This window comes from Microbacterium sp. WHRI 7836, assembly GCF_040223885.2.
In the GTDB taxonomy this organism is placed as follows: Bacteria; Actinomycetota; Actinomycetes; order Actinomycetales; family Microbacteriaceae; genus Microbacterium; species Microbacterium oxydans.
This window is the reverse complement of record NZ_CP168171.1, coordinates 800,312-820,241: the sequence shown is the minus strand read 5'-3', so window position 1 is coordinate 820,241 and position 19,930 is coordinate 800,312. Positions and strand designations below refer to the sequence as shown.

22 protein-coding genes are annotated in these 19,930 nt (G+C 64.8%); 8 read left to right on the top strand and 14 right to left on the bottom strand.

Annotated elements, in window-relative coordinates; translation table 11 throughout:
- Nucleotides 1–185: 185 nt before the first annotated feature.
- Together ABRP18_RS03830 and ABRP18_RS03825 are read right to left on the bottom strand one after the other, a co-directional pair.
- A complete protein-coding gene (locus ABRP18_RS03830) occupies nucleotides 186–878 on the bottom strand; it encodes a type 1 glutamine amidotransferase domain-containing protein (RefSeq protein ID WP_193762245.1) in 693 nt (230 codons plus the stop codon).
- 17 nt (nucleotides 879–895) lie between these two features.
- Nucleotides 896–1,450, bottom strand: a complete 555-nt coding sequence (locus ABRP18_RS03825; protein ID WP_061015560.1) for a TetR/AcrR family transcriptional regulator — start codon at nucleotides 1,448–1,450, stop codon at nucleotides 896–898.
- Nucleotides 1,451–1,512: 62 nt separating this feature from the next.
- Here ABRP18_RS03825 and ABRP18_RS03820 point away from each other — a divergent pair, with 62 nt between their 5' ends.
- Nucleotides 1,513–2,430 carry an NAD-dependent epimerase/dehydratase family protein gene (locus ABRP18_RS03820; protein ID WP_349885573.1) on the top strand — a complete coding sequence of 306 codons (918 nt, stop codon included), beginning with the start codon at nucleotides 1,513–1,515 and terminating at the stop codon, nucleotides 2,428–2,430.
- A gap of 347 nt (nucleotides 2,431–2,777) precedes the next feature.
- Here ABRP18_RS03820 and ABRP18_RS03815 read toward each other — a convergent pair whose 3' ends face one another.
- The 5 genes from ABRP18_RS03815 to ABRP18_RS03795 all read right to left on the bottom strand — a co-directional run bounded on the left by ABRP18_RS03815 (nucleotide 2,778) and on the right by ABRP18_RS03795 (nucleotide 5,641).
- Nucleotides 2,778–3,179, bottom strand: a complete 402-nt coding sequence (locus ABRP18_RS03815; protein ID WP_349885572.1) for a hypothetical protein — start codon at nucleotides 3,177–3,179, stop codon at nucleotides 2,778–2,780.
- A 123-nt stretch (nucleotides 3,180–3,302) separates the two neighbouring features.
- Nucleotides 3,303–3,665, bottom strand: coding sequence for a hypothetical protein (locus ABRP18_RS03810; RefSeq protein WP_349885571.1), 363 nt, complete (start codon nucleotides 3,663–3,665; stop codon nucleotides 3,303–3,305).
- 50 nt (nucleotides 3,666–3,715) lie between these two features.
- Nucleotides 3,716–4,081 carry a DUF6527 family protein gene (locus tag ABRP18_RS03805; RefSeq protein WP_349885750.1) on the bottom strand — a complete coding sequence of 122 codons (366 nt, stop codon included), beginning with the start codon at nucleotides 4,079–4,081 and terminating at the stop codon, nucleotides 3,716–3,718.
- Between the two features lie 77 nt (nucleotides 4,082–4,158).
- Nucleotides 4,159–5,391: a ThiF family adenylyltransferase gene (locus ABRP18_RS03800; protein ID WP_349885570.1), complete on the bottom strand. Its 1,233-nt coding sequence runs from the start codon at nucleotides 5,389–5,391 to the stop codon at nucleotides 4,159–4,161.
- Complete coding sequence (locus ABRP18_RS03795; RefSeq protein WP_349885569.1) at nucleotides 5,366–5,641, bottom strand: multiubiquitin domain-containing protein; 276 nt, start codon at nucleotides 5,639–5,641, stop codon at nucleotides 5,366–5,368. Before ABRP18_RS03795 ends, ABRP18_RS03800 begins: the two co-directional genes overlap by 26 nt.
- Nucleotides 5,642–5,772: 131 nt before the next feature.
- On the opposite strand from ABRP18_RS03795, the gene ABRP18_RS03790 reads away from it, so the two are divergent.
- From ABRP18_RS03790 to ABRP18_RS03780, 3 genes are read left to right on the top strand one after another with little or no spacing between them, the layout of a single operon-like run.
- Nucleotides 5,773–6,153: a helix-turn-helix transcriptional regulator gene (locus ABRP18_RS03790; RefSeq protein ID WP_025104520.1), complete on the top strand. Its 381-nt coding sequence runs from the start codon at nucleotides 5,773–5,775 to the stop codon at nucleotides 6,151–6,153.
- Nucleotides 6,154–6,176: 23 nt separating this feature from the next.
- On the top strand, nucleotides 6,177–6,731 hold the full coding sequence (locus ABRP18_RS03785; RefSeq protein ID WP_349885568.1) for an ImmA/IrrE family metallo-endopeptidase: 555 nt from the start codon (nucleotides 6,177–6,179) through the stop codon (nucleotides 6,729–6,731).
- Between the two features lie 48 nt (nucleotides 6,732–6,779).
- Nucleotides 6,780–7,664 carry an HNH endonuclease gene (locus ABRP18_RS03780; RefSeq protein WP_349885567.1) on the top strand — a complete coding sequence of 295 codons (885 nt, stop codon included), beginning with the start codon at nucleotides 6,780–6,782 and terminating at the stop codon, nucleotides 7,662–7,664.
- A gap of 76 nt (nucleotides 7,665–7,740) precedes the next feature.
- Here the strand turns inward: ABRP18_RS03780 and ABRP18_RS03775 are convergent, their stop codons facing one another.
- A complete protein-coding gene (locus ABRP18_RS03775; protein WP_349885566.1) occupies nucleotides 7,741–9,381 on the bottom strand; it encodes a hypothetical protein in 1,641 nt (546 codons plus the stop codon).
- A 109-nt stretch (nucleotides 9,382–9,490) separates the two neighbouring features.
- Between ABRP18_RS03775 and ABRP18_RS03770 the strand changes: the two genes are divergently transcribed.
- Together ABRP18_RS03770 and ABRP18_RS03765 are read left to right on the top strand one after the other, a co-directional pair.
- Nucleotides 9,491–9,961, top strand: a complete 471-nt coding sequence (locus ABRP18_RS03770) for a zinc ABC transporter ATPase (RefSeq protein WP_374168966.1) — start codon at nucleotides 9,491–9,493, stop codon at nucleotides 9,959–9,961.
- Nucleotides 9,962–9,970: 9 nt separating this feature from the next.
- Nucleotides 9,971–10,765 (top strand): metallophosphoesterase, encoded by a 795-nt coding sequence (locus tag ABRP18_RS03765; protein ID WP_349885564.1) that lies wholly within the window; start codon nucleotides 9,971–9,973, stop codon nucleotides 10,763–10,765.
- A 12-nt stretch (nucleotides 10,766–10,777) separates the two neighbouring features.
- Here ABRP18_RS03765 and ABRP18_RS03760 read toward each other — a convergent pair whose 3' ends face one another.
- From ABRP18_RS03760 to ABRP18_RS03745, 4 genes are all read right to left on the bottom strand, one after another.
- Nucleotides 10,778–11,473, bottom strand: coding sequence for a hypothetical protein (locus ABRP18_RS03760; protein ID WP_349885563.1), 696 nt, complete (start codon nucleotides 11,471–11,473; stop codon nucleotides 10,778–10,780).
- Complete coding sequence (locus tag ABRP18_RS03755) at nucleotides 11,401–12,342, bottom strand: TnsA-like heteromeric transposase endonuclease subunit (RefSeq protein WP_349885562.1); 942 nt, start codon at nucleotides 12,340–12,342, stop codon at nucleotides 11,401–11,403. The genes ABRP18_RS03760 and ABRP18_RS03755 overlap by 73 nt, the downstream gene beginning before the upstream one ends.
- Nucleotides 12,343–12,582: 240 nt before the next feature.
- On the bottom strand, nucleotides 12,583–15,054 hold the full coding sequence (locus ABRP18_RS03750) for a S8 family peptidase (RefSeq protein ID WP_349885561.1): 2,472 nt from the start codon (nucleotides 15,052–15,054) through the stop codon (nucleotides 12,583–12,585).
- 4 nt (nucleotides 15,055–15,058) lie between these two features.
- Complete coding sequence (locus ABRP18_RS03745) at nucleotides 15,059–16,237, bottom strand: ATP-binding protein (protein ID WP_349885560.1); 1,179 nt, start codon at nucleotides 16,235–16,237, stop codon at nucleotides 15,059–15,061.
- Between the two features lie 690 nt (nucleotides 16,238–16,927).
- Here ABRP18_RS03745 and ABRP18_RS03740 point away from each other — a divergent pair.
- On the top strand, nucleotides 16,928–17,641 hold the full coding sequence (locus tag ABRP18_RS03740) for a response regulator transcription factor (RefSeq protein ID WP_256535808.1): 714 nt from the start codon (nucleotides 16,928–16,930) through the stop codon (nucleotides 17,639–17,641).
- On the top strand, nucleotides 17,638–18,615 hold the full coding sequence (locus tag ABRP18_RS03735; protein WP_062635612.1) for a sensor histidine kinase KdpD: 978 nt from the start codon (nucleotides 17,638–17,640) through the stop codon (nucleotides 18,613–18,615). The genes ABRP18_RS03740 and ABRP18_RS03735 overlap by 4 nt, the downstream gene beginning before the upstream one ends.
- Here the strand turns inward: ABRP18_RS03735 and ABRP18_RS03730 are convergent.
- Together ABRP18_RS03730 and ABRP18_RS03725 are read right to left on the bottom strand one after the other, a co-directional pair.
- Entirely contained in the window at nucleotides 18,606–19,445 is an 840-nt protein-coding gene (locus ABRP18_RS03730; protein WP_269405192.1) for an FAD:protein FMN transferase, read from the bottom strand. The genes ABRP18_RS03735 and ABRP18_RS03730 overlap by 10 nt on opposite strands.
- Entirely contained in the window at nucleotides 19,445–19,924 is a 480-nt protein-coding gene (locus ABRP18_RS03725) for an FMN-binding protein (RefSeq protein WP_062635609.1), read from the bottom strand. The genes ABRP18_RS03730 and ABRP18_RS03725 overlap by 1 nt, the downstream gene beginning before the upstream one ends.
- Nucleotides 19,925–19,930: the final 6 nt, after the last annotated feature.

Sequence of the window (19,930 nt, the reverse complement as noted above, 5' to 3'; positions counted from 1 at the left end):
CTCAACCTGCCTAATACGTCGGTCGCTCAGTTTCGGTGCAGCGGGTTTTCGGCAGGGTTTCGGTAGGCGCGCGGCCAGCGTGTCGTGTGGTCGACCGGCGGCCCGGGAGTGCTGCCGTAGACGATCGATACTGGTGGGCGTTCATGAGGCTCGGACGATCTGCACAGTCCGAGCGCCGCCGTCCCTCACGCCCCGAGCGTCTGCACGACCTTCTCCGCCGTCTCTTTTGCCGAGCCCGGGTTCTGACCGGTGACGAGATTGCCGTCGATCACGGCGTACGACACGAACGGCAGCTTGGCCTTCTCGTACAGAGCGCCGCGTTCCTTCATCGTCTCCTCGGCGTTGTACGGCACGAGCTTGTCGACGCGGGCGAGCACCTCTTCCTGCCAGGCGAAGCCGGTGAGGCGGCGTCCGTCGACGAGCAGCGAGCCGTCAGTGAGCTTCACGTTGAGCAGGCCGCAGTAGCCGTGGCAGACGGACGACACCACGCCGCCACGCTCCCAGATCTCGCGCGTGAGGCGTTGCAGGCCATCGTTGTCGGGGAAGTCGTACATCACGGCGTGACCGCCGGTGTAGTAGATCGCGTCGAAGTCGGCCGCGTCGAGCTCATCGGGGCTGAGGGTGTTCTCGAGCAGCGCCATCTTCGCCGGATCGTTGTGCCAGGCGCGGGCGACCTTGTCATAGTTCGGGAACTTCAGCGAGCGGGGTTCGAGCGGCACGGCGCCACCGTGCGGGCTGACGATCTTCTGCTCATACCCTCGTTCGGCGAACACCTCCCAGGCGTGGGCGAGTTCGCTGAGCCAGAGGCCTGTCTGGTGCCCGGTCGGGTCGTCGTAGTGCGAAACGTTGGTGACGACGTGAAGGATGCGCTTCGTCATGATTCCCCCTAGGGATCTCAGAGAGCCGCCGTGACGACGGCGAAGGTGGTCCGAACGCGGTTCTCCACGTCGGATTCAGGGTGAGGACGGAACTTCCCGTCAAGGTGCAGGAAGGCGAGGCCGTGCGCCATGCTCCACAGCGCCGTGGAGAGCGCGTCGGCATTGGAGGACGGATACAGCCGCGCGGCGACGCCGGCGAGCAGGTCGTGCAGCGCGGTCGACGCCTGGACACGGTCGGCGTTCTCGGGGTCGCACTCATTCCCGAACATGAGGCGGAATACGGCGGGACGGCGCAGCGCGAAGAACACGTACGCCACGGCGAGGTCTGCCACGACGTCGGGCCCGTCCTCTTCGACGACGGCGCGCAGCTCAGCGCCCATGTCATGGAACCCTTCAACGGCGACCGCGGAGTCGAGGGCCGTCCGGTCGGCGAAGTGTCTGTACGGCGCCGCTGTCGACACCCCGGCGCGACGAGCCACAGCGCGCATCGAGAGCTCTTCGCCCTCTTCGATGCTCTCGATGGCCGCCTCGACGAGAGCCTCACGCAGATTGCCATGGTGGTAGGTGGTCATTCCGCACTCCTCGATGTGAACGGTGCTAACATAACACGTCGACACACGATTGGGGACACATCATGCAGACGATTCTCGGAGCGGGTGGCCAGATCGCGAATGGCCTGGCACGCGCGCTCCACGGCACGGACGAACTGCGACTCGTGAGCCGCAAGCCCCACGCCGTGAACGCCGACGACGCCACGGCATCGGCCGATCTCACGGACGCCACGCAGACGTCCGACGCCACGGTCGGCAGTGACGTGATCTACTTCACCGCAGGCCTGCCCGCTGACACAGAGCTATGGGAGAAGCAGTTCGAGACGATGCTGCGCAACGCGCTCGACGCCGCCCGGACCGCGGGGGCGAAGTTCGTCTACTTCGACAACACATACATGTACCCGCAGGACGCCCGCGTCCAAACGGAGGACACCCCGTTCGACCCCGTTGGACGCAAAGGCGTCGTCCGCGCACGCATGGCTCAGATGGTGCTCGATGAGATCGACCGCGGCGAGATGCCCACGCTCATCGCCCGGGCCCCGGAGTTCTATGGACCCGAACGCACACAGGGATTCACGAATTCCCTCGTGTTCGACAGAGTGAAGCAGGGTAAGCGCCCACTTATCCCCGTCCGGGCCGACACACGACGTTCCCTCATCTGGACGCCCGACGCGAGCCGCGCGCTCGCCGCGCTCGGCTCGACGCCCGATGCGTACGGTCAGACCTGGCATCTCCCGGTGGACGCCGCACACCCGACATATCGCGAGATCATCGCCACGGCCGACCAGGCGTTCGGAACATCAAAAAAAGCCATCATCCTCCCCAGCTGGGCGCTTCGCGCCGCCGGTCGCATCTCACCCGCGGCCCGGGAGATGGGTGAGTTGTTGCCCCGCTACCACCAGGACAACATCTTCAGCGACGCGAAGTTCCGCACCGCATTCCCTGACTTTCGGGTGACAGCCCTTCGCGACGGCATCGACGCGCTTGCCACAGAGCACTGACCGCATCGCCCCTCTGACGACCACCGCCCCAGTCAGGCCTCACGCGACACGACGACACGCGATCTGAGATTCCGACACTTTTTGTCCGGTGACATTGAATCTGTAGTCCGTGCCAACGATCTTGTGTTCGAGATCCCGCAGAATCGCACGAGTCTCGGACACGAGATCGCCAAGTACTCGAGCAGACCGGTGACAGTAAACCTGTAGTTCACCGAAGCGCTTCCTTGATCGCTATGGCTCCGGAGCGCGAAGCTCGGTGTCGCCACCGCAGAGCGTGCGCACGGCAAGTCGGACGAATCTCCCAGGTTCTTGCGCGCCCGCAGTATCCGATCCCGGCGAGTCGAATGTCAGCGCGAACGCCGCGGCCACCATCCTCGGCGGGGAACCGGCGGCGCGGCAGGTGGCGCGGCCAGATGCGCCTCGATCACTGCCAGGCGGGCACGAAGATCACGAGACTCCTCGTCCTGCAGTTCCCGAATGTGAACTCGCGCGATGACAGCACTCCCACCCCCGGCGATCATCGTTAACAAGACCGGCCCGAACGCCCAGATCGACGGCGGCCCACTACTCACGTAGACCGTGAACAGCACCACCGCGGCCGCACTCACCCCGCCGCACAGAATCTCGGTGGCGTGTGGGGCGAGCTTGTTCCGATCCTCGAACCGGGTCCAAATCAAACCGAAGACGACCACGAGGATCACGATCCACAGCATCGCGGTCGGGAGCAGGTCAGCGTAGTCTCCCGACACCGCCTGCACCCCGACCGCTGCGACGACGGCGATCGCATAATTCAGAGAAACATCCCAATCTGTCGATACGCCGCCGACCGGCCGAACGCGGACGACGGCGCCTCCCCCGTCGCGGAGGCGGGTCTATCGGTGTTCGTCATGGTGTCCTCCCAGAGGTGGTGCGTCACGGCTCGACGCCGGGAGCCTGCCGGTCCCTGCGACGTGTTCAACAACATCCTCGATGGACATCCCCTCCCGATGAGCCACGACGCGGATCTCGTCGGCCAGTTCCGCCGCCGTGTACATCGGCCACCACGACTCGGGCCCGTGACAGCGCTCGGCGATCTGCCGGCGGGTGTACGTGCCGGCGACACCGAGTTCCATCCAGTGCTCACTCCCGTCGTCACCGACGCATAGTTCGACGAGCCCGTACCCGTCCGGAGTGCGATAGACCCCTGAACTGGTCGGCGCCGATTCCAGGGCCAGGGTCACCGTTCGTTCGTTCATACCGGCCAGGGACAGTTCGGGGCAGTGCGGGCATCGTTCATGCGGGGAGCCTAACCGGCGGCACGGACGTCCGCCCCGGGGCGAGGCGCGTCAGTCCGGTGCCGCAGACGGCGGGGCCGCAAGAAGTGTCCGAGACGGCGCCACCAAGATCGCTTCGTCGACGGTCGCGACGCATCCAGGGCCCGGCCATCCGCCTCCCGATTGCGGCGCACCTGGGACGAGGTGAAGCGGCCCGCCCACCGGATGCACCCTCGATCGATGAGGTAGTGCGAGCCACACGGCAGCCCCCAGTTGCCGATCGATGGTCGCAGCGACACCGCCCCGTCGAAGGTGAGCACCCACTGCGCCGGAGACAACGGGGCGACAACCTCACGGCCACACCCACAGGCGCAGGCGTGCGCCGTGGTGCAGAACATCGTCGACACGTACAGCACGCCCGGCTCCAGATCCGACGGGAACGACGTCACGAACTCCGGGACGATCCGGTCCACTCTCATGCGGCCTCCTCGGACGGAGCCGCATCCGCATCCGGCCCGTCGTCCGTACCGAAGTCCGTGTCGAGCTCCGCACCGACACGGATGTCACCGGTGAAGATCTTGTAGATCGATTCCGTCGTCACACCGGCGCTGGCGTAGTAGCCGAGGTACTTCTTCCATTCCAGGACCGCGAGCGTCGCGTTCAACGCGTTGAGGTCCGCGACCTGGATGTTGCGGTCGTACTCGTTGACTCCGCCCGCGGAGGACGCCGCCGGCGAGATCGGCAGGCCAGGGAAGTGGTTCACAATGGTGAGCAAGCCGGACAGACGTCCGCCCTCGTCCTGGATCCCCATCCCCACCTCGATCACCGGCACACTCCGTTCGCGCAGCCAGGCCAGGATCTGCGGCTTGTCGTCGGCGTCTGCCGCCGCCATGAACACGAACGTGAAACCGGCGAGGACATCGAGCCTGTCGGCGGTGACGAACGTGGGGTGGGCGTTGATACCCGTGTGCATGTGCGCGTACCGGCCCGCGAAGTAGTCGGCCTTGTTCGGTCGCTGGGCGAGCTCGTCGAGCGTGGCGGCCCCTGGCGCCCGGAACGCGTTGTGGTTGTCGAACACGTCCCCGTCGAACAGGTCGATGCTGTCCACCCACGTCTTCGCCACCTGGTCGAGGATGTAACTGCCCGTTCCCCCGAGACCGATGATCGCAACCTTCTGCCCCCGGAACCGCGCGTTCATGTCGGCCAGACCCGCCCGCGCTGTCCCGGTGTCGCGATACACGAAGGGCAGGTCATCCGGGACCTCGGACCACCCCGCCCCCGGGGTCGCCGTCACCGTCGGGTCGAGCGCGCGCGCCGGGTGGCTCAGCACCCGCGCGTACGACCTGACCTTCTCGTGCATGGTGTCGAAGGCCTCGATCCGTCGCGGCTTGCTCGAGATCATGAACTCCGCCGTGAGATCGGCCGTCACCGCGTGCGGCGACGGCGTCGCCCCCTCAATCGGCTTCCCGTTCTCGTCGCACGGCTGCTCCCCGATGAACCAGATCACGTGACTGCCTGTCGCGTCCTGCACGATGTCGTCTCCGCTGAACGTGACCGGAAGGGCGAGCCGCCCGTACGCCACCTCCCGTGCGGGGGTGACGTACGGGATGTGCTCGACGAGGAGATGGTTGCTGTCCACGGTGAGGCAGTAGTCCTCCTCGAGCAGCTGGCGGATCGAGGAATCAGCTGCGAACGGTGACGTAGACATCGAACACCATGCCCTTCTTCACGCGGACGGTCTTGCCCGGCTGCAGTGCGCCCGCACCACCACCGTTGTGTCCCCGCGAGTACTCGATACGCACGACGTCGCCGTCGTTGAGCGGGTCGTTCGGGAACGCCAGCGCGTAGACCTGCTCGTACGAGATCTCCTTCTCCCTCCACGCGAACTCGCGGGTGTTCACGAAGATCGTGACCGCCGGCTTGCCGCGCAGAGCGTCCTGCTCTGAGATCGTGTCCATGTCTTCTCCTCCGACGCTGATAGTCGCCGCACCAGACGCGCCGGATGTAGTGCGGTGCTCGAAGTTTCGAGCAGTAGTAGAATAGCACACATGATCGACATGTCGAGCAGTGCGAAAGAGGCGGAGCGGGGATGACCGAAGAGCTACGCGTTGACGTGAGATCGCTGCACGCGGCGTTGGATAGGACACGGGAGAGCAGGGGGCTGTCCTGGCGGCAGCTCGCGAAGGAGATCGGCGTGAGCGCGTCTACGATCTCCCGGATGGCGAACAACTTGAAACCGGATGTCACGGCCTTCGCGGCGATGACCACCTGGCTGCGCATGCCGGCCGAGGATTTCTACATCGGCGGTGCCGTCCGGTCGGACGTCGATGAGCCGGATCTCGTCGCGACGCTCGCGCCGCTTCTGCGCGCCCGCAAGGACCTCACCGGCAAGGACGTGGAGTACCTCGAGGAAGTCATCGGCGCCGCAGCGCGACGTTTCCAGGCTGAAAGTGCGTCGCGGGGCGAGTAGTGGAGCGGTGGACCCAGAAGTCGATGCGAGAAGTCGCCGCCGAGGAGCGGAAGAACCTCGGCCTCGCGCCGACGGCACGCTTCGACCCCTATCTCCTCGCCGATGAACACGGCATCTCGGTCTACCCGCTGTCGGAACTGCACGCGTGGGCGCTCAGCGAGGCGGCGCTGACTCACTTTCTCGCCGATACGACGGGACGGTGGTCGGCGGCGCTGGTGCCGTTGGGCACGAGCCGCATCATTCTCGACAACGACGGCCACGCGGAGGTCCGTCGGCGGGCGAGCATCGCGCACGAGCTCGGACATCATCTTCTGGAACACGCCTTCGACGCGTCCCTCATCGGCGCGAACCATGAACGGGTCTTCGATACGATGAAGGAGAAGCAGGCCACGTTCATGGCCGGGGAGCTTCTCGTCCCCGACGTCGCCGCGCGCAAGGCAGCGTTCGCCGGGTGGAGCAACCAGCAGGTGGCGTTCGTGTTCGGAGTGAGCGAGCAGTTCGCGCAGATGCAGATGAAGGGTGCCCGCGTCATCGCGCAGCGCTGGATCCGGAAGAACGGGCCGGGACTCCGGGCGTAGCCCGGGAGGCCAGTCTGGGCGTCGGCAACCTTGTGTACTCTCAAGACGATGACGGAGGCTGGATCAGACAACCACACCAATGGTGTGATCGAGAGCGTGTTCGGCAAGGCCAATGGGCGCGGTATTCCCGAGTTGAGTCGCGCAACGCTCAGGATGAAGGACGGCTCCGTGCTGGAAGCCCGAATGCCACGACCCGTCGGCAACGAGATCACCTTTCGCGCACTGCCTGTCGCGTTCGAGTTCATTGACCTCGGGGTCTGCCCGATCTGCTTGAGCCCTGAGCCGACGAGCCGCGAGCATGTCCCACCCCACTCGATCGGTGGGAACGCACTCATTCTGACCTGTGAGCGGTGCAACAACGAGTTCGGCTCCAAGTACGAGCCCCATCTGCAGGGATGGTACGAAGGCTCGATCGGCAAGGTGAAGATGTCCGGCGCTGACGTGGACGGAAGGCGGTTCGCTGGGGAGTACCTCCTGCGAGAGAACCCTGCAGGCGGCTTCATTCTCTTCCAGCAGGGCCGCCGTGACCCCGAGGTTGATCGCATTCTCCAAGCCGGAGAATCGTTCGAGATTACATATCCGCAAGCGGACGTGATGCGGATGCGCGTTGCCGCCGTGAAGAGCGCATACCTCGCTGCGTGTGCCGCGATGAGAACTGTTCCAAGGTCACCACGAGCAGACAAACTGAGGTCGGAGTTGCTCGCTCTGCGCGACGTGTCACGCTCGCAGCGGCTTCAACTGAGTCCGCTGATGAAGTCGATTCAGATCGCCCGGACAGCGGCGGAGCCTGCCCCGGGCGAGATCGCCCTGATGGTGGGTGCGGACGCCGAGAAGACCAGGACACGGTTCGTGATCAGCTTCAACCGGGTCTTCGCTGTCGACTGGCCGTTGGAGCCCATCACGGGATTCCACGAGGTGGAACGACCCGGATAAAGGTCGCCCGTTGCGGGCGCACGCCAGAATGCTCGAGCAGATCGCCGCACCGGGCCGCTCGCCCGGCCGTCCGCCGTCAACGAGTCAGGAACTGGCCCTCGTCAACGCCTTTCATCCCCCAAGCCGAGATCGACACCTGTCGAGACTCCGGCAGATCCACACGGTCAGGTGCCCAGGCAATCAAGAAGTCACCGTCCGGCGCAGAAACGACATAGTCGCGCGGTTTGCCCGCAGCGCCTTCCGGATCAACGGGTGCCGCGGTGAGTTCGGGATGAAAGGCGATCGTCATAGGTGTCGGTATCCGCTGCCCGGCGAACTCGATAGTCCCGGCTTCGATCGCTACCTGCGTGGGTGGCTCGCCGGATGGAACAGTAACCCGCGCGCTGGCGAGACGAGTGCGCACAGCGCGCCCCTCCCACAAGAGTCGTGTTTGACGCAGCCGTACGCGCCCGATGGTGTCGAATGGCTCGTTGCAAGCGGGAATCGGTATGCCGGTGATGGACTCGATCGCAACAACATCATCGAAGGCCTCTTCGAGGGCCTCATACTCTCGGCGAGCCTCTTCCGCAACGGGCTCCAACGAGAGCGTGATCGGTTCGCCATCGGTGAGATCGATGGCGATGCTATCGGCATCATGTGCTTGTAGGAGAAAGCGCACCGAACGGAGCTTGATCACGTTGGTCAGGTCAAGATATCGCTGACCAGAGAGTTGGCAGGACACCGTCTTGGATGCTTCGAGCGTGAAGGTGAAGGTGAAGATGACGCATCCATCGATGAAGACGTCATAGTCGAGACGTGACTCACTTTTACGACGCCCCAAAACTGCCGCTTCGACGATCTGCGCTTCGTCGCCGAATCGGAGCGTAACCGATGCTCGATTGCGTGGATCTTCGCGGAGAAGCTCGGTCAGCGTGAGTTCGTTCCAGTCTCCATGCTGGCCCACTGCGCTATCGGTGATCGAGGGAACTGCGGTGCCCAGGGGAGCCCGGTAGACGCGCGACATCAGAGGAGCTTCCTCATCGCCGATAACGACCGGATCGTCCCACGATGCAGCAGACACCTGCAGCTTCGATTGGCGCTGCAGCTCCTTGATGAGATCAAGCGTCGAGAGGGTCAGGACGGCGATCTGCGAGAAGACGCAAACGGCGGCGCCGAATCGGTCGCGAAAAGAGTGCTCAAGCGCATCCGCCTTCGGCCCGGTCGGGTCGGCGTGAACGAGATCGGCGTACAGCCACCCGGCCGCGAGCTGTGTGTCAGTGACTACCGAGGTAGGCATTTGGCCGTTGATCGCCTGGACTGTGTATCCCTGGGTCTGTGTTCCCTGAATCTCGGTCCTTCGCCATCGTCGACGCAGCTCTTCGAGGTGCTGCCTTTCTGCCTCGTCGTCATCACTTAGTACCTGGCCAAGTGCGTCGAGCACAGTTTCGTAGAAGATCGGCTCTCGCTTCACGGTGATCGGACGGAGCCGAGCCACAAGCGATTCGAACATCTCCTCGTCTGGGAGGTTCGTGCTGATCGTGACGTTGTTGGCCAGGTCGATTTTCGCCTGGAAGAGCCCCCGCGCATACGCTTCAAGCTTCTCTCTGGACTGCGCTAGGGAGTGTGCAGCGACTCTACGTGCCCGGAGTACGAAACGATCTAGAACTTCGGTGCTGCTTTGCTGGTATTGGGCTCCCGCTGTCGTCCTGGCCTCAGCTTGGGGCTCGGATGATGACATGCCACTGATGCTAGGGGAAGTATGCACCTGGTGGATCCTCTACTCGCGGCTGGCTGCCAAAACGGCATAGACATTCCTCCTCAAGGATGTCAAACTGACCTGCTCTGCGTTGGGAGGATCTGATGGCGCTGAAAGCGATTCCGGGTACTGGACGCAGGTGGTCGACGGGATGATCGACCGCAACGTGGCATCGGCACCGACCGAGCCCGGCGTCTACCGGCTGCCGTGTGGAGAGTGCTACGTGGACTTCTTCATCGACTCGGCCGGCGCCGAGCACTGGCTTGTGCCCGGTGACCCTGCCGAATACACACGCGAGACGATCGCAACCATGAGGCATGGAGAACATGCGTGGGAGCGGATGTACACGCTCGGTGCTGCAGCCGTGGAGCTCCGGCGTCGCGCGGAGGAACGTGGCGGTGACCTGGCGGTGCTGCTGGCCGAGCTCGCCGCGAGCATCGATGAGGCGGACGCCGTCGAGGAAGCGGAGATCGCGCAGATCGTACGGGAGCGCACGGCGTCCGGGAAAGCGTCCCGCTGGCGGATGTCGCTCGCCGGTTCGGAATCAACCTCGACGAACTGATGGACCGCGATGAGTGAGTATTCCTGGTTCGACTTCGATCAGCTCAGTTACGTCACCTCCGATACGCACTTCGGCCATGCCCGAATCAGCGAGCTCGCCGGCCGCCCGTTTGGTGCGGTCGAGGAGATGGATGCGGAGCTGATCGCCCTGTGGAACGCCGCGGTTGGCCCCGACGATGTCGTACTGCACCTCGGGGATCTCGCGCTTGGCCCGATCGAGCAGTCCCTCGCTCTGACGGCACGGCTGAACGGGCGCCGGTTCCTGGTGCCGGGGAACCACGATCGTGTCTCGCCTGCGACGCAATCGAAACGATCGATCGAACGGTTCCGGCCGCTGTACGAGGCGGCAGGGTGGACGGTCCTCCCCGAGGTGATCGAAGGCACCCGCCACGGGTATCGACTGCTGGCCTCCCACTATCCCTACGCCGGGGACTCGCAAGATGCAGACCGGCACACGGCGCACCGGCCGGGTTGGGATGACGGTGTTCCGCTGCTGCACGGGCACACCCACGCCCGCGACCACGGCGCTAACGGGCACCAGTTTCACGTGGGCGTCGACGCCCACGGCTACGCCCCGATTCCGTTCACGGTCATCGACGAGTGGATCCGCACCATCCCCGGCATCCAGACCCGCCTCGAGGCCGCAATCGATGAAGCCCGCCGGGTGATCGCCGGCTTCGACGACGAAGAGCGGCCGGACATGGACGCAATCTTCTACGAGCAGGGATACAACGAGTTCCCCATCGTGCTCGGCGAACTCCTCGACGCCCTCGACACCTCAACAGGCGACAGCGAGCCAGCCTGAACGCCGCCCGCGTCATCCGTAGAGCAGGGTGTGGGGCGTCGGCCGACGACGGTCGAGTATGCGGTTGGCAGGCGCGGCGACGCCGGGTACATAGGGTTGCACCTGAATGCGGACGGTGCTGAGGTGGCGCAGCAAGCAGCTGCGGTGACGTTGTGATGAGGCGACGAGAGCCTTCTCCAACCGTGCCGGCCGTTGATTCTTCTTGTTCTGACGCATCCCGTTCGCCGTCTCAACCGCCGCTTTCCCTTCGGCGACGATGCGTTCGGCAACTCGATGAAGCTGGTCGGTCGTGGAACTGTTCATGATTGTGATCACGGCGGCCTCGAGGGCCCAGACCTGCTGTGCCAGCCGGAACCTCGGGGGGAGGAGGTAACTGGCAAAGGACAGGTCGGCGAGCACCGTGGCGAGACGTACGATCTCCGGATACGCGATCAGGGACACGCTGTCCTCGTCCACTGCATCGATGCCGAACGCGGTCATGCGCTCGTGGAATCGCGGCGGGAGGTCCGCGTCGGCGGCCCAGTGCCGGATCAGGGTCGCGGCCAGCTGCGACTCCCCGGTCGCGAGGCCGACGCCGCGTTTCCAGAGCGATCCAGATAGGCACCGCTCGGCACGGGTGTATTCGGGGAACCCGGTCAAGTCGATATCGGCGCCGTCGAGGCGCCAGCGGCGGTGCCGGTTGCAGACGGCCCCGCCGCGGCTGCGCACGGTCGTCTCCTCCCCCTGTGCGCAGCGCCGGCATGCAACCCGCGGCTGCTGCGTGTATCCGCAGTGCCGGCACGGGTGCGGCGCCCAGTCGTGGTGGTGACAACGCACATACATCGCGTTGCGTCGCGCATCCCTATCGAAATGCCCGGACGGCAGCCCACCGAGGCGCTCCGCCCACTCCGCCGCGCGCTCCAGATCGGGCCGGTACGGAGGGGTTCCGGGCAAGCATCGCGCAGTAGCTCTTCCCACACGGAGAGCCGCGCGGCTCGTCCGGCTTGCTCATGCAGCAGCTCGACGCACGTCTCGTCATGCCAGCGCGCGTACCGATACCCGGACAGGAACCGCAGGTTGTGGGCCTCTGCCTCGCTGATGTCGTCGACGACGAAATAGTCCCATCCGAGTTCGCTGCAGAGGCTCAACGTCCGGTCGAACGCAACGATGTCCTTTGGCTTGATGTTCCGAGCGGGCTTCACATCCACCAGCGCCGCCGTACCGTCCCTCCACCGCACGAAGAAGTCTGGCGTGTGATCCTGCACGTCGCCCTGACCCCGCGGCACAGCCCAATGGATCCGCATCGGCTGCGCAGATATCGCCAGGACCGTCGGATCCCGGTCCAGACGCATCAGCGCCGCCATCTCGTACAACGACTCGAACCAAACATGTCCACCGGTCGTGGCTGCCCAGTAGAAGCCCGTGTAGTTGACCTTGTGCTTCCAGGATCCCGGCTCCCGAACACGGTCCACGGTCTCGAACGCGACGTTCTGCACATCCGCCACGTCCAGCCTCGACGCGACACCACGACGCTTGAACTCCACTTGCGCGGGCGGGACATCGCCCACGCATCGCGGCTGCCAACGAGTCAGATCCATCCGGCTCTCCTCTCCACAATCTGTGTTCAGTTGGAGAACGAGAACGTGAACCTGACGCGCTCAGATTACGACTGCCGACTCCGCCGACGCACCAGGACACGCCCGCAAGCGTTGGGAGTTCCGACTCCCAACAAGCGCGGATTCCGAATGGCGATGGTCAATGCGGGCACGCCTCTTCCTTGCAACCAAGCCCGCGAGACACGGGCACCAAAGCACAACCTCAAGCACCCGTCACGTTGCTCACGTCGTCGCGCGTGCCCGGATGCTCGTGCGAAGATCATCGGTGCGCACGCCGACAGCGTTGAGATTCTGGCGCATCTGAGCGAAAACCGGCGCCTGACGTTTCGGATCAGAGATCGTCAGAACGGCGGCGTACGGAATGCCGTCCACAGGCAGCGGCTCGTCTGCGCGTTCGAGGTAGTCCACCTGGAACCGCCAGTCCGCCGACGGGCCGCGCCCGCGCATCGTCGTCGTCTCGAACGACTTCACTAGCTGCCACTTCATTGATTCCAGTAGCAGGTCTCGCTCATTCTTGTGCGCCTTGTCAGGCTTCGGCACCGCGTTCACACGCTTGAGTCGAGTCGCGAACTTGTCGTCCTTCTGTCGCTGCTTCAGGTGCGCATCAATGTTCGCACGCACCCGCTCATCCCCATGCTCGTATGCGATGGGCGGGCACGCGACGAGCGTCAGCCGCGCCTTCCCACTACATCGACCATCGTCGACAAGTGCGTCCGGCCACCGGAACTCGAACCAGTTGTCCTCGCCGGGGCGAATGACGCTGTCGACGACGAGAGTGATCTCCGAGTCGTCTCGCTGCAGCATCCTCTCAGCGGTTACGGGCATGCCGAACCCGATGAGATGCTGGGCGGCGGGCAGGAGAGTCTTATGCGTGTAGAGCATAGGAGTGTTCGCGAAGTGCACCATCAGCGCCAATAGCACCTCCCGCGATACCGGCCCTTCGATCAGAGCATCCAGGTCGGCGAGTCGTCGCGCAACCAGCGGCGCGGCATAGCTCGTCCCGCATCCAGTCACGATAGAACCAGCTCCGTCGACGGAGAGCATCCCCCGATTGCCGTCTGGGAGCGATGTCCCCGACCCTCCGATATGCGCGAAATCGGGTTTCGTTGCCCCTCGCAGACCCGGGCCACGGCGGCTGTACCTTGCCAGCGCAAGCGGGACCTGCCCGGCCAACTTCGGAGGGTTCAGTGCACTCACAGAAACGTTCAGAAGGCTCTCGCCGGGCTCGGCGAGGAACCCGTCGGTGTCTGCAGCAAGAGCGGCGAGAGCGGTCGCCGGCGTCGTGTGCCATTCGGGGCGGATGTCGGCCGAGTCGAGATTTCCCGCAGAGATCACGAAGATGACGTCGTGAGTTCGGGCGATCTGGTCCAGGCGCTCCGCGGTCCACCCGTATGTCTGAGAGGTGCGAGGCGTGCGGACGTTGATGCTGAGGTTGAACACGCGTACACCGTGGTCTCGTCTGTACGTCTCCACAGCCGCTTCGATCTCGTCGAAGAACTGTGCAATGCCGCCGGGATAGTAGCCACTGAACGGGACACCGGTGTCGCCGGGGTCTGCGGGAAGGACGTCAACGTCGTAGATGAGACAACCATGCTGCTGGTCCTCGGGGAAGGAAGGATTCATCCGCTTCTCCGCGAGGAGAAGACCGGAGATGAACGTGCCGTGATCGGTATCGCGATCCGCGTCCGCAATTATGCCCCACCGCTCCCTCACCCATCCCTGCAGGTGAGGTCCGACACCGCCGTCGATCACACCCACTTTCGTCAGCGGGTCCACCTCGGGGACCTCGAAGTAATAGTCCGGTGCCGGCTCGTTCAACGCGGCGCTCGCTCCGCGTTCGCCAGAGACGATGGGTGGCAGCGCGATGGAACGGACGATGGGATTCGTCCCCAGGGCGTGAAGGATGACCTCGTGGGTCTCCGCCGCGGTCAAAGCGCCACCTGTTTGGAACTCGAGGGCGGTCGCGTCATAGGCAACCGTGAGCGCGAGCGTGCGACCGACTCCGCGATCCTCGCTCAGTGATCGCTGTTCCAGCCCGGCGCGCTTCATCGTGTCATCCAACGCCGCCAGAGCCCGTTTCACCCCCACAGCGAGACTCGGGAAGTCCGGGGCGGACGTGATCGGGAAGCAGGTGATGATGTAACCACTGCCGGTACCAGCGCGCTGCAACCAGGCAACCGCGTCCACAGCACTGAACTCCCGGCGGTCCGCCTCAGACCACAGCGTCATCGACTCGATGGCGGACACCTCGCACCGGTTTCGGGTTGGGTTCGCCTTGAATTCACCAGTCTTCGCGTTGGTCTTGTCGACAACCACCGTCTCAGCCGCCTCGATGGCGGCGATGACCTTGTCGAGGGATTCCGGGGTGACGGCGAAGATCGGCTCCCCTACACCGGCGGTTCCCACCTGCGGGGTCCATCGGCTGCGAAAGAGCTTCGTCTGAGGACGGTGAGACTTCGCGATGGCGTCCCGCTGCATGGTGACTTTCACATGCCCAAGACCGTTGAACCCAGGCGCCTGGACCAGCGAGGCTCGGATTGCTTTCGCGGCGGCGGCGAGAGCATCACGGTGAGCGGCGAAGCCGATGTTGTTGCCCTCGAAGAAGTCCGTACCGTTATCGACGGGTGGCGTGCGCTTCCTTTCGTCGCGTAGGGCTTCGTTGTTGAGCACGAGCTGCACGGGCGCATTGGCCATGGGTTCACTCCTCCGTCACACGACGTTGAACGGTCTTGGTGCTGATGCTGTAGAGGTACGCCAGGTCGGTATAACTGAATCCAGCCGTGTGGAGGCGTTTCACTTGCTTCGCCTCCTCGAGGCGAAGCAAGTCGAGCACTTCGTCGCTGATGTGGACAGAAGTGGACTCGGCCACCTGCGCGACGGTGACAGCCGGGGGTGCCGCTGCCACCTCGTGGAACAGCCGCCGCTTGCGGTATTTCGTTGCCAAGGTCCGAAGTTCCGCGCCTGATAGGCCCTCCGCCGCCCAGGACAGCAGGTGGGCTTCTGCGTGGGCGTTCTCGCCCGCATCATCCAGTGAACGCAATGCAATCTGCACGCGCTGCTTGAAAGCGGGCTTCGGGATCGCGAGCTGCACCTCGAACCGACGCCAGATCGCCGGATCCAGCAGCGCTTCGTGATTGGTGAGCGCAATGGTCACCCCGAGCCCGACACGCACGTCCATGTTCTGAAGCAGCGCGTTGACCACACGCTTGATCTCCCCGACCTCGTTGGGGTCGTCCCGCACCTTGGCGATGGCGTCGAATTCATCGAGAACGAGCACGCAGTCGTACCGGTTCGCGAACGTGAACAGGGTTCCGAGATTGCGGGCGGTCGTGCCGAGGAACGAACTGATGAGACCGTCAAGGCGCGCAAGGACGACGGGGCGGCCCAACTGCTGCGCGAGCCACAACGCAAGAGTGGTCTTGCCAGTCCCAGGCGCGCCGTACACGAGTAGCGAAGGGGATGGGGAAAGTCCCGCCGCGCGGATACGCTCGGCGTTCATCCACTCCATCAGCAGGGCATCGATGTTCGCCTGGACAGCGTCCGGAAACAACGGCAGGGTCGCGACGATATCGTCAGGCATGACAACGGTCGCCAGCGGAGCTGACGAATCCTTATCGACGGGGACAGCCGTCTGCCTGCTCAGGCTCTCGAGCCCGGTCGCGAGCGCCGGCGCATGGGCGCTCTGAGTCAGCCGGCTGGGGGCTACCTCCGTGCTTCCGGTGCGCTGGCTGAGGAGCTTGTTGAGGGCTGCGGCTTGCTTGCTGTCTCCGTCGGCGACGAGAGCGTTAACGAGGCGTTGAACCTGGTGGTTCAGGCGCTCGGAGTCGTTCCCCAGTGCGACGCGGACAAGTGATGTGACAATCGGGAAGTGCTCCATGATGGACAGCCTAGAGGCTGCCCCGGACATTATTGGGTAGAAACTGGACACCGAAGGGGTTCGATGAGACGGATCCAACGATTCTCGGGACGTCGGAGGTCTATCGCGTGACTCTCACCGCGAGCGCGCTCGATCGGGAATCTGAGTTTGCATCCCAAGCACGGCGCGATGCGGCCTTCGAGCCAGCCGAGGCACACGACCGGAGAAAGCGTTCCTGACGTGGTCGGCGGCAGCGCTGATCCACTCGAACTACAGGTCGGTCGGCAAGAACCACGGATGCACTGTCACGACCACAAGATCGATGGCAAGAACTACAGATGCCCTGTCAACGGACACTTTTCGTGAGATCGGACACAGGCGCTCGATGTGTCCGATCTCACGAAAGCTGTCGGTCGGTGAGACAGAACATTCCCGGGAAGACGGGTGAGTGATGCACGGTCGAGGCTGCCGGCTGTCTCACGAAAGATGTCGTAAATCACCTTCCACTCTCACGCTGCCTAAAACGTCGAACGGCCAGTTTCGGCGCATCTGGTTTCGGCAGGGGGTTTCGGCGGGTGCGCGATCGGCGTGTCGTGCGATCGGCCGGCGACCTCCGTGCGTCTGCCGTAAACGATCGTTTCTGGCCGGACGGCGACGGCATGCGGAGATCAGTCTGCGATACCCGACCGGGTTTGGGTCGGGCGTACGCTGATGATCTCGATCGCAGACGACAGGACGGCGACCATGGGTGACTCGGCACAGAGGCCGCGCAGTTCGCTGCTCTACGTGGAGGATGACGCCGACATCGCTGCGCTGACCGTCGAAGTGCTGGAAGACGTGTACGACGTCGAGCATGCCTCAGACGGCGAGACCGCGCTCCGGTTCGCGCTGAGCCGGCGGTATGACGTCATGGTGGTCGATCGACGACTCCCCGGCATGGACGGTGTGGATTTCATCCGTGCCGTGCGCACGGCCCACATCACGACCCCCATCCTGATGCTGACCGCGCTCGGCACCGTGGACGATCGTGTCACCGGTCTCGACGGCGGAGCGAACGACTACCTGGTGAAGCCCTTCGATTACGACGAGCTACTGGCGCGTCTCCGTGCGCTGCGGCGCGCGTTCCGGGCTGATGGGAAGCGTCGGCGACTCGGGGAGTGGGTGTTCACGCCGGACGCCCAGGCCGCGTACGATCCATCGGGAATCCGAGTGGCGCTGACGGCGACGGAGAGCGCGCTCCTGGAGCTGTTGAGCACCAGCCCCGAGCACGTGTTCAGTCGGGACGAGATCCTCCGCGCCGTGTTCCATGAAGGAGACACGACGAGTTCCGTGGATACGTATGTGCACTATGTGCGGCGCAAGACGACTCCCGACATGATCGAGACCGTCCGCGCGCGCGGCTACCGCGCGGGAACACCGTCATGAGCGACGCTGATACCAGGCGCGTGCGACGCGCAGCGCTGTCCATCGGGCTCTGGGTCGGGATCTCGTCTGGTGTGATCGTCGCGATCGGCATCGGGGTGCTGATCGCGGTGGTGCTCTCTACGTCGCGCCGCGAAGGCGAGGAGCACGGCGGCGGCTGGTTCGGCGGTGGTGACGGTGTCAGAGACGACTTCATCGTCGACATCGACGTGGTCGTGCCGACCGTGATCATCCTCGGGTTGATCGGCGTGGTGCTGCTCGGGGTGGTCGCCGCGGTCGCCGCGCGACGGTCGGTCCGCCCGCTCGGGGAGGCGCTGCGTCGGCAGCGGAACTTCGTGGCCGACGCGAGTCACGAGCTCCGCACCCCACTGACGACACTGACAAGCCGTATCCAGGTTCTGCAACGCCGTCATGACCGGGGCGAGGAGCTCGGAGCGGGTCTCACCGACCTGCGGCACGATGCGGACATGATGGCAGACGTACTCAATGATCTGCTCATTGCTGCGGAGGGGGAATCGCTTGCCGACGGGAACGCGGACGTCGCGACAGCGGCAGCCGCAGCCGTCGCGACGATGACGACGAGCGCGAAGGAGTCCGAGGTCTCCCTCGCGATCACGGTGGAACAGGACGCGGAAGCCCAGTTGCCGGAAGTCACGCTCGTCCGCATCCTGGTCGCGCTGCTCGACAACGCAGTGCAGCACTCCCCCGCCCGCGGCACCGTCTCGATCCACATCGGGAGAGACCGACAGAACGTGACGGTGCGCGTGATCGACGAGGGCTCCGGGATCGAGGGCATCTCCCCGGACCAGGTCTTCGAGCGGTTCGCGCGTCCGCGCGAGAGTGGACGCCCCCGTAGCTTCGGTCTCGGGCTCTCACTCGTGCGGGATGTCGCCCGTCGCGCCGGGGGTTCCATCGAGGTCGAACGGTCGACGGCATCCGGCACGACTTTCCTGCTCACATTGCCGGCTCATGCGTGAACGGGTGCGTATCCTCCGATCGGCGGCGAACCGGCCGTCGTCGTCTGCACGTCCACCATCGTCGAGCCGAGCCAGCGGGTCACGCGACGATCGTCGTCGACGATGATGCCGGTGCGCGACCCCGCAGCCGCGATCCATGAACGGTCCGCTGGACCGGCCACCACGGCAGCGGTCGCCCAGACGTCCGCCTGGGTGAGACCATCGGCCACGATTGTGGCCGAGGCGGTGCCTGTCGCGGGCCGGCCGGTGCGGGGATCGAGGATGTGAAGCCCCCGCTCCGCCGTGCCCGAGGTCGCCACCGCACCGTTCGACACGTCGACCACCGCGATCATCTCGCCGCGGTGGTGCGGGTCGGCGATTCCCACCGGCCATCGCCAGTCGGCTCCCTCGGCAGTGAACAGCTGCAGGTCTCCTCCGGCGTTGATCCCGACCGCGGTCGCCACACCCAGCAGCGGCTCGAGGTGCCGACGTGCCGCAGCTTCCACCGCCCAGCCCTTCACATACCCCGTCGGGTCGAACCATCCCCGCCACCGGGCCGAGAACAAGCCGCCGGTCTCCTGTTCGGCGAGATCGCAGGCATCCGCGACCAGCGCCACCCTGCCGTCGGCATCCGCGATAGCAAGCTCACCGCGACGGATGCGACTGATATCGGAATCGGCGCGATACGTCGAGAACACCCGATCGATCTCGCGCAGTTCGTCGAAGCATGCTCGCACCGCCCGGTCGGCGCCAGCATTAGTCGTCTCCTCCGGGCCGATCAGATGGATGCTCATCGGGATGCCCATGATCTCCTCGACCCAGACCCGCGTCTTCTCATTCGCGGTATGCATCAGCCGTGCGCCTGGTCGATCGCGCTCTGCAGCGACGAGAGGTAGCCATCGCTCGTGTAGGTGGCGCCGGACACCATCTGGATTTTGGAGCTCTGCGCCTGGATCGTCTCCGAGACGAGCCTCGGGACCGCGGTCCCGTTGATCTGCCGGTCTCGACCGTTGCTGTTCGGGTAGTCGACCGCCTGCGCATCTGTGATCTGTCCGCCGGAGACGGTGATCTGCACCTGCACCGGCCCGTAACGGGTCTGCGACGATGCGCCGGTGTAGGTTCCGTCGGCGAGACCGGAGCCAGAGGCCGTCGTGCTCGAGCTGGTTCCCGAGCCGTTCGCGCCGGTGTCGGTGGTCGTCGCCGCACTGCCGCTTGTCGCGGTCGCCGCGCTGGCGTCGGTCGGGGTGACCGCCTCCAGAGACGTTCGGTAGCTGAACAGCAGCACGAGGCCGCTGACGGTCGCGAGCAGTGTGTAGAGGATCTTCTTCATGGCCGT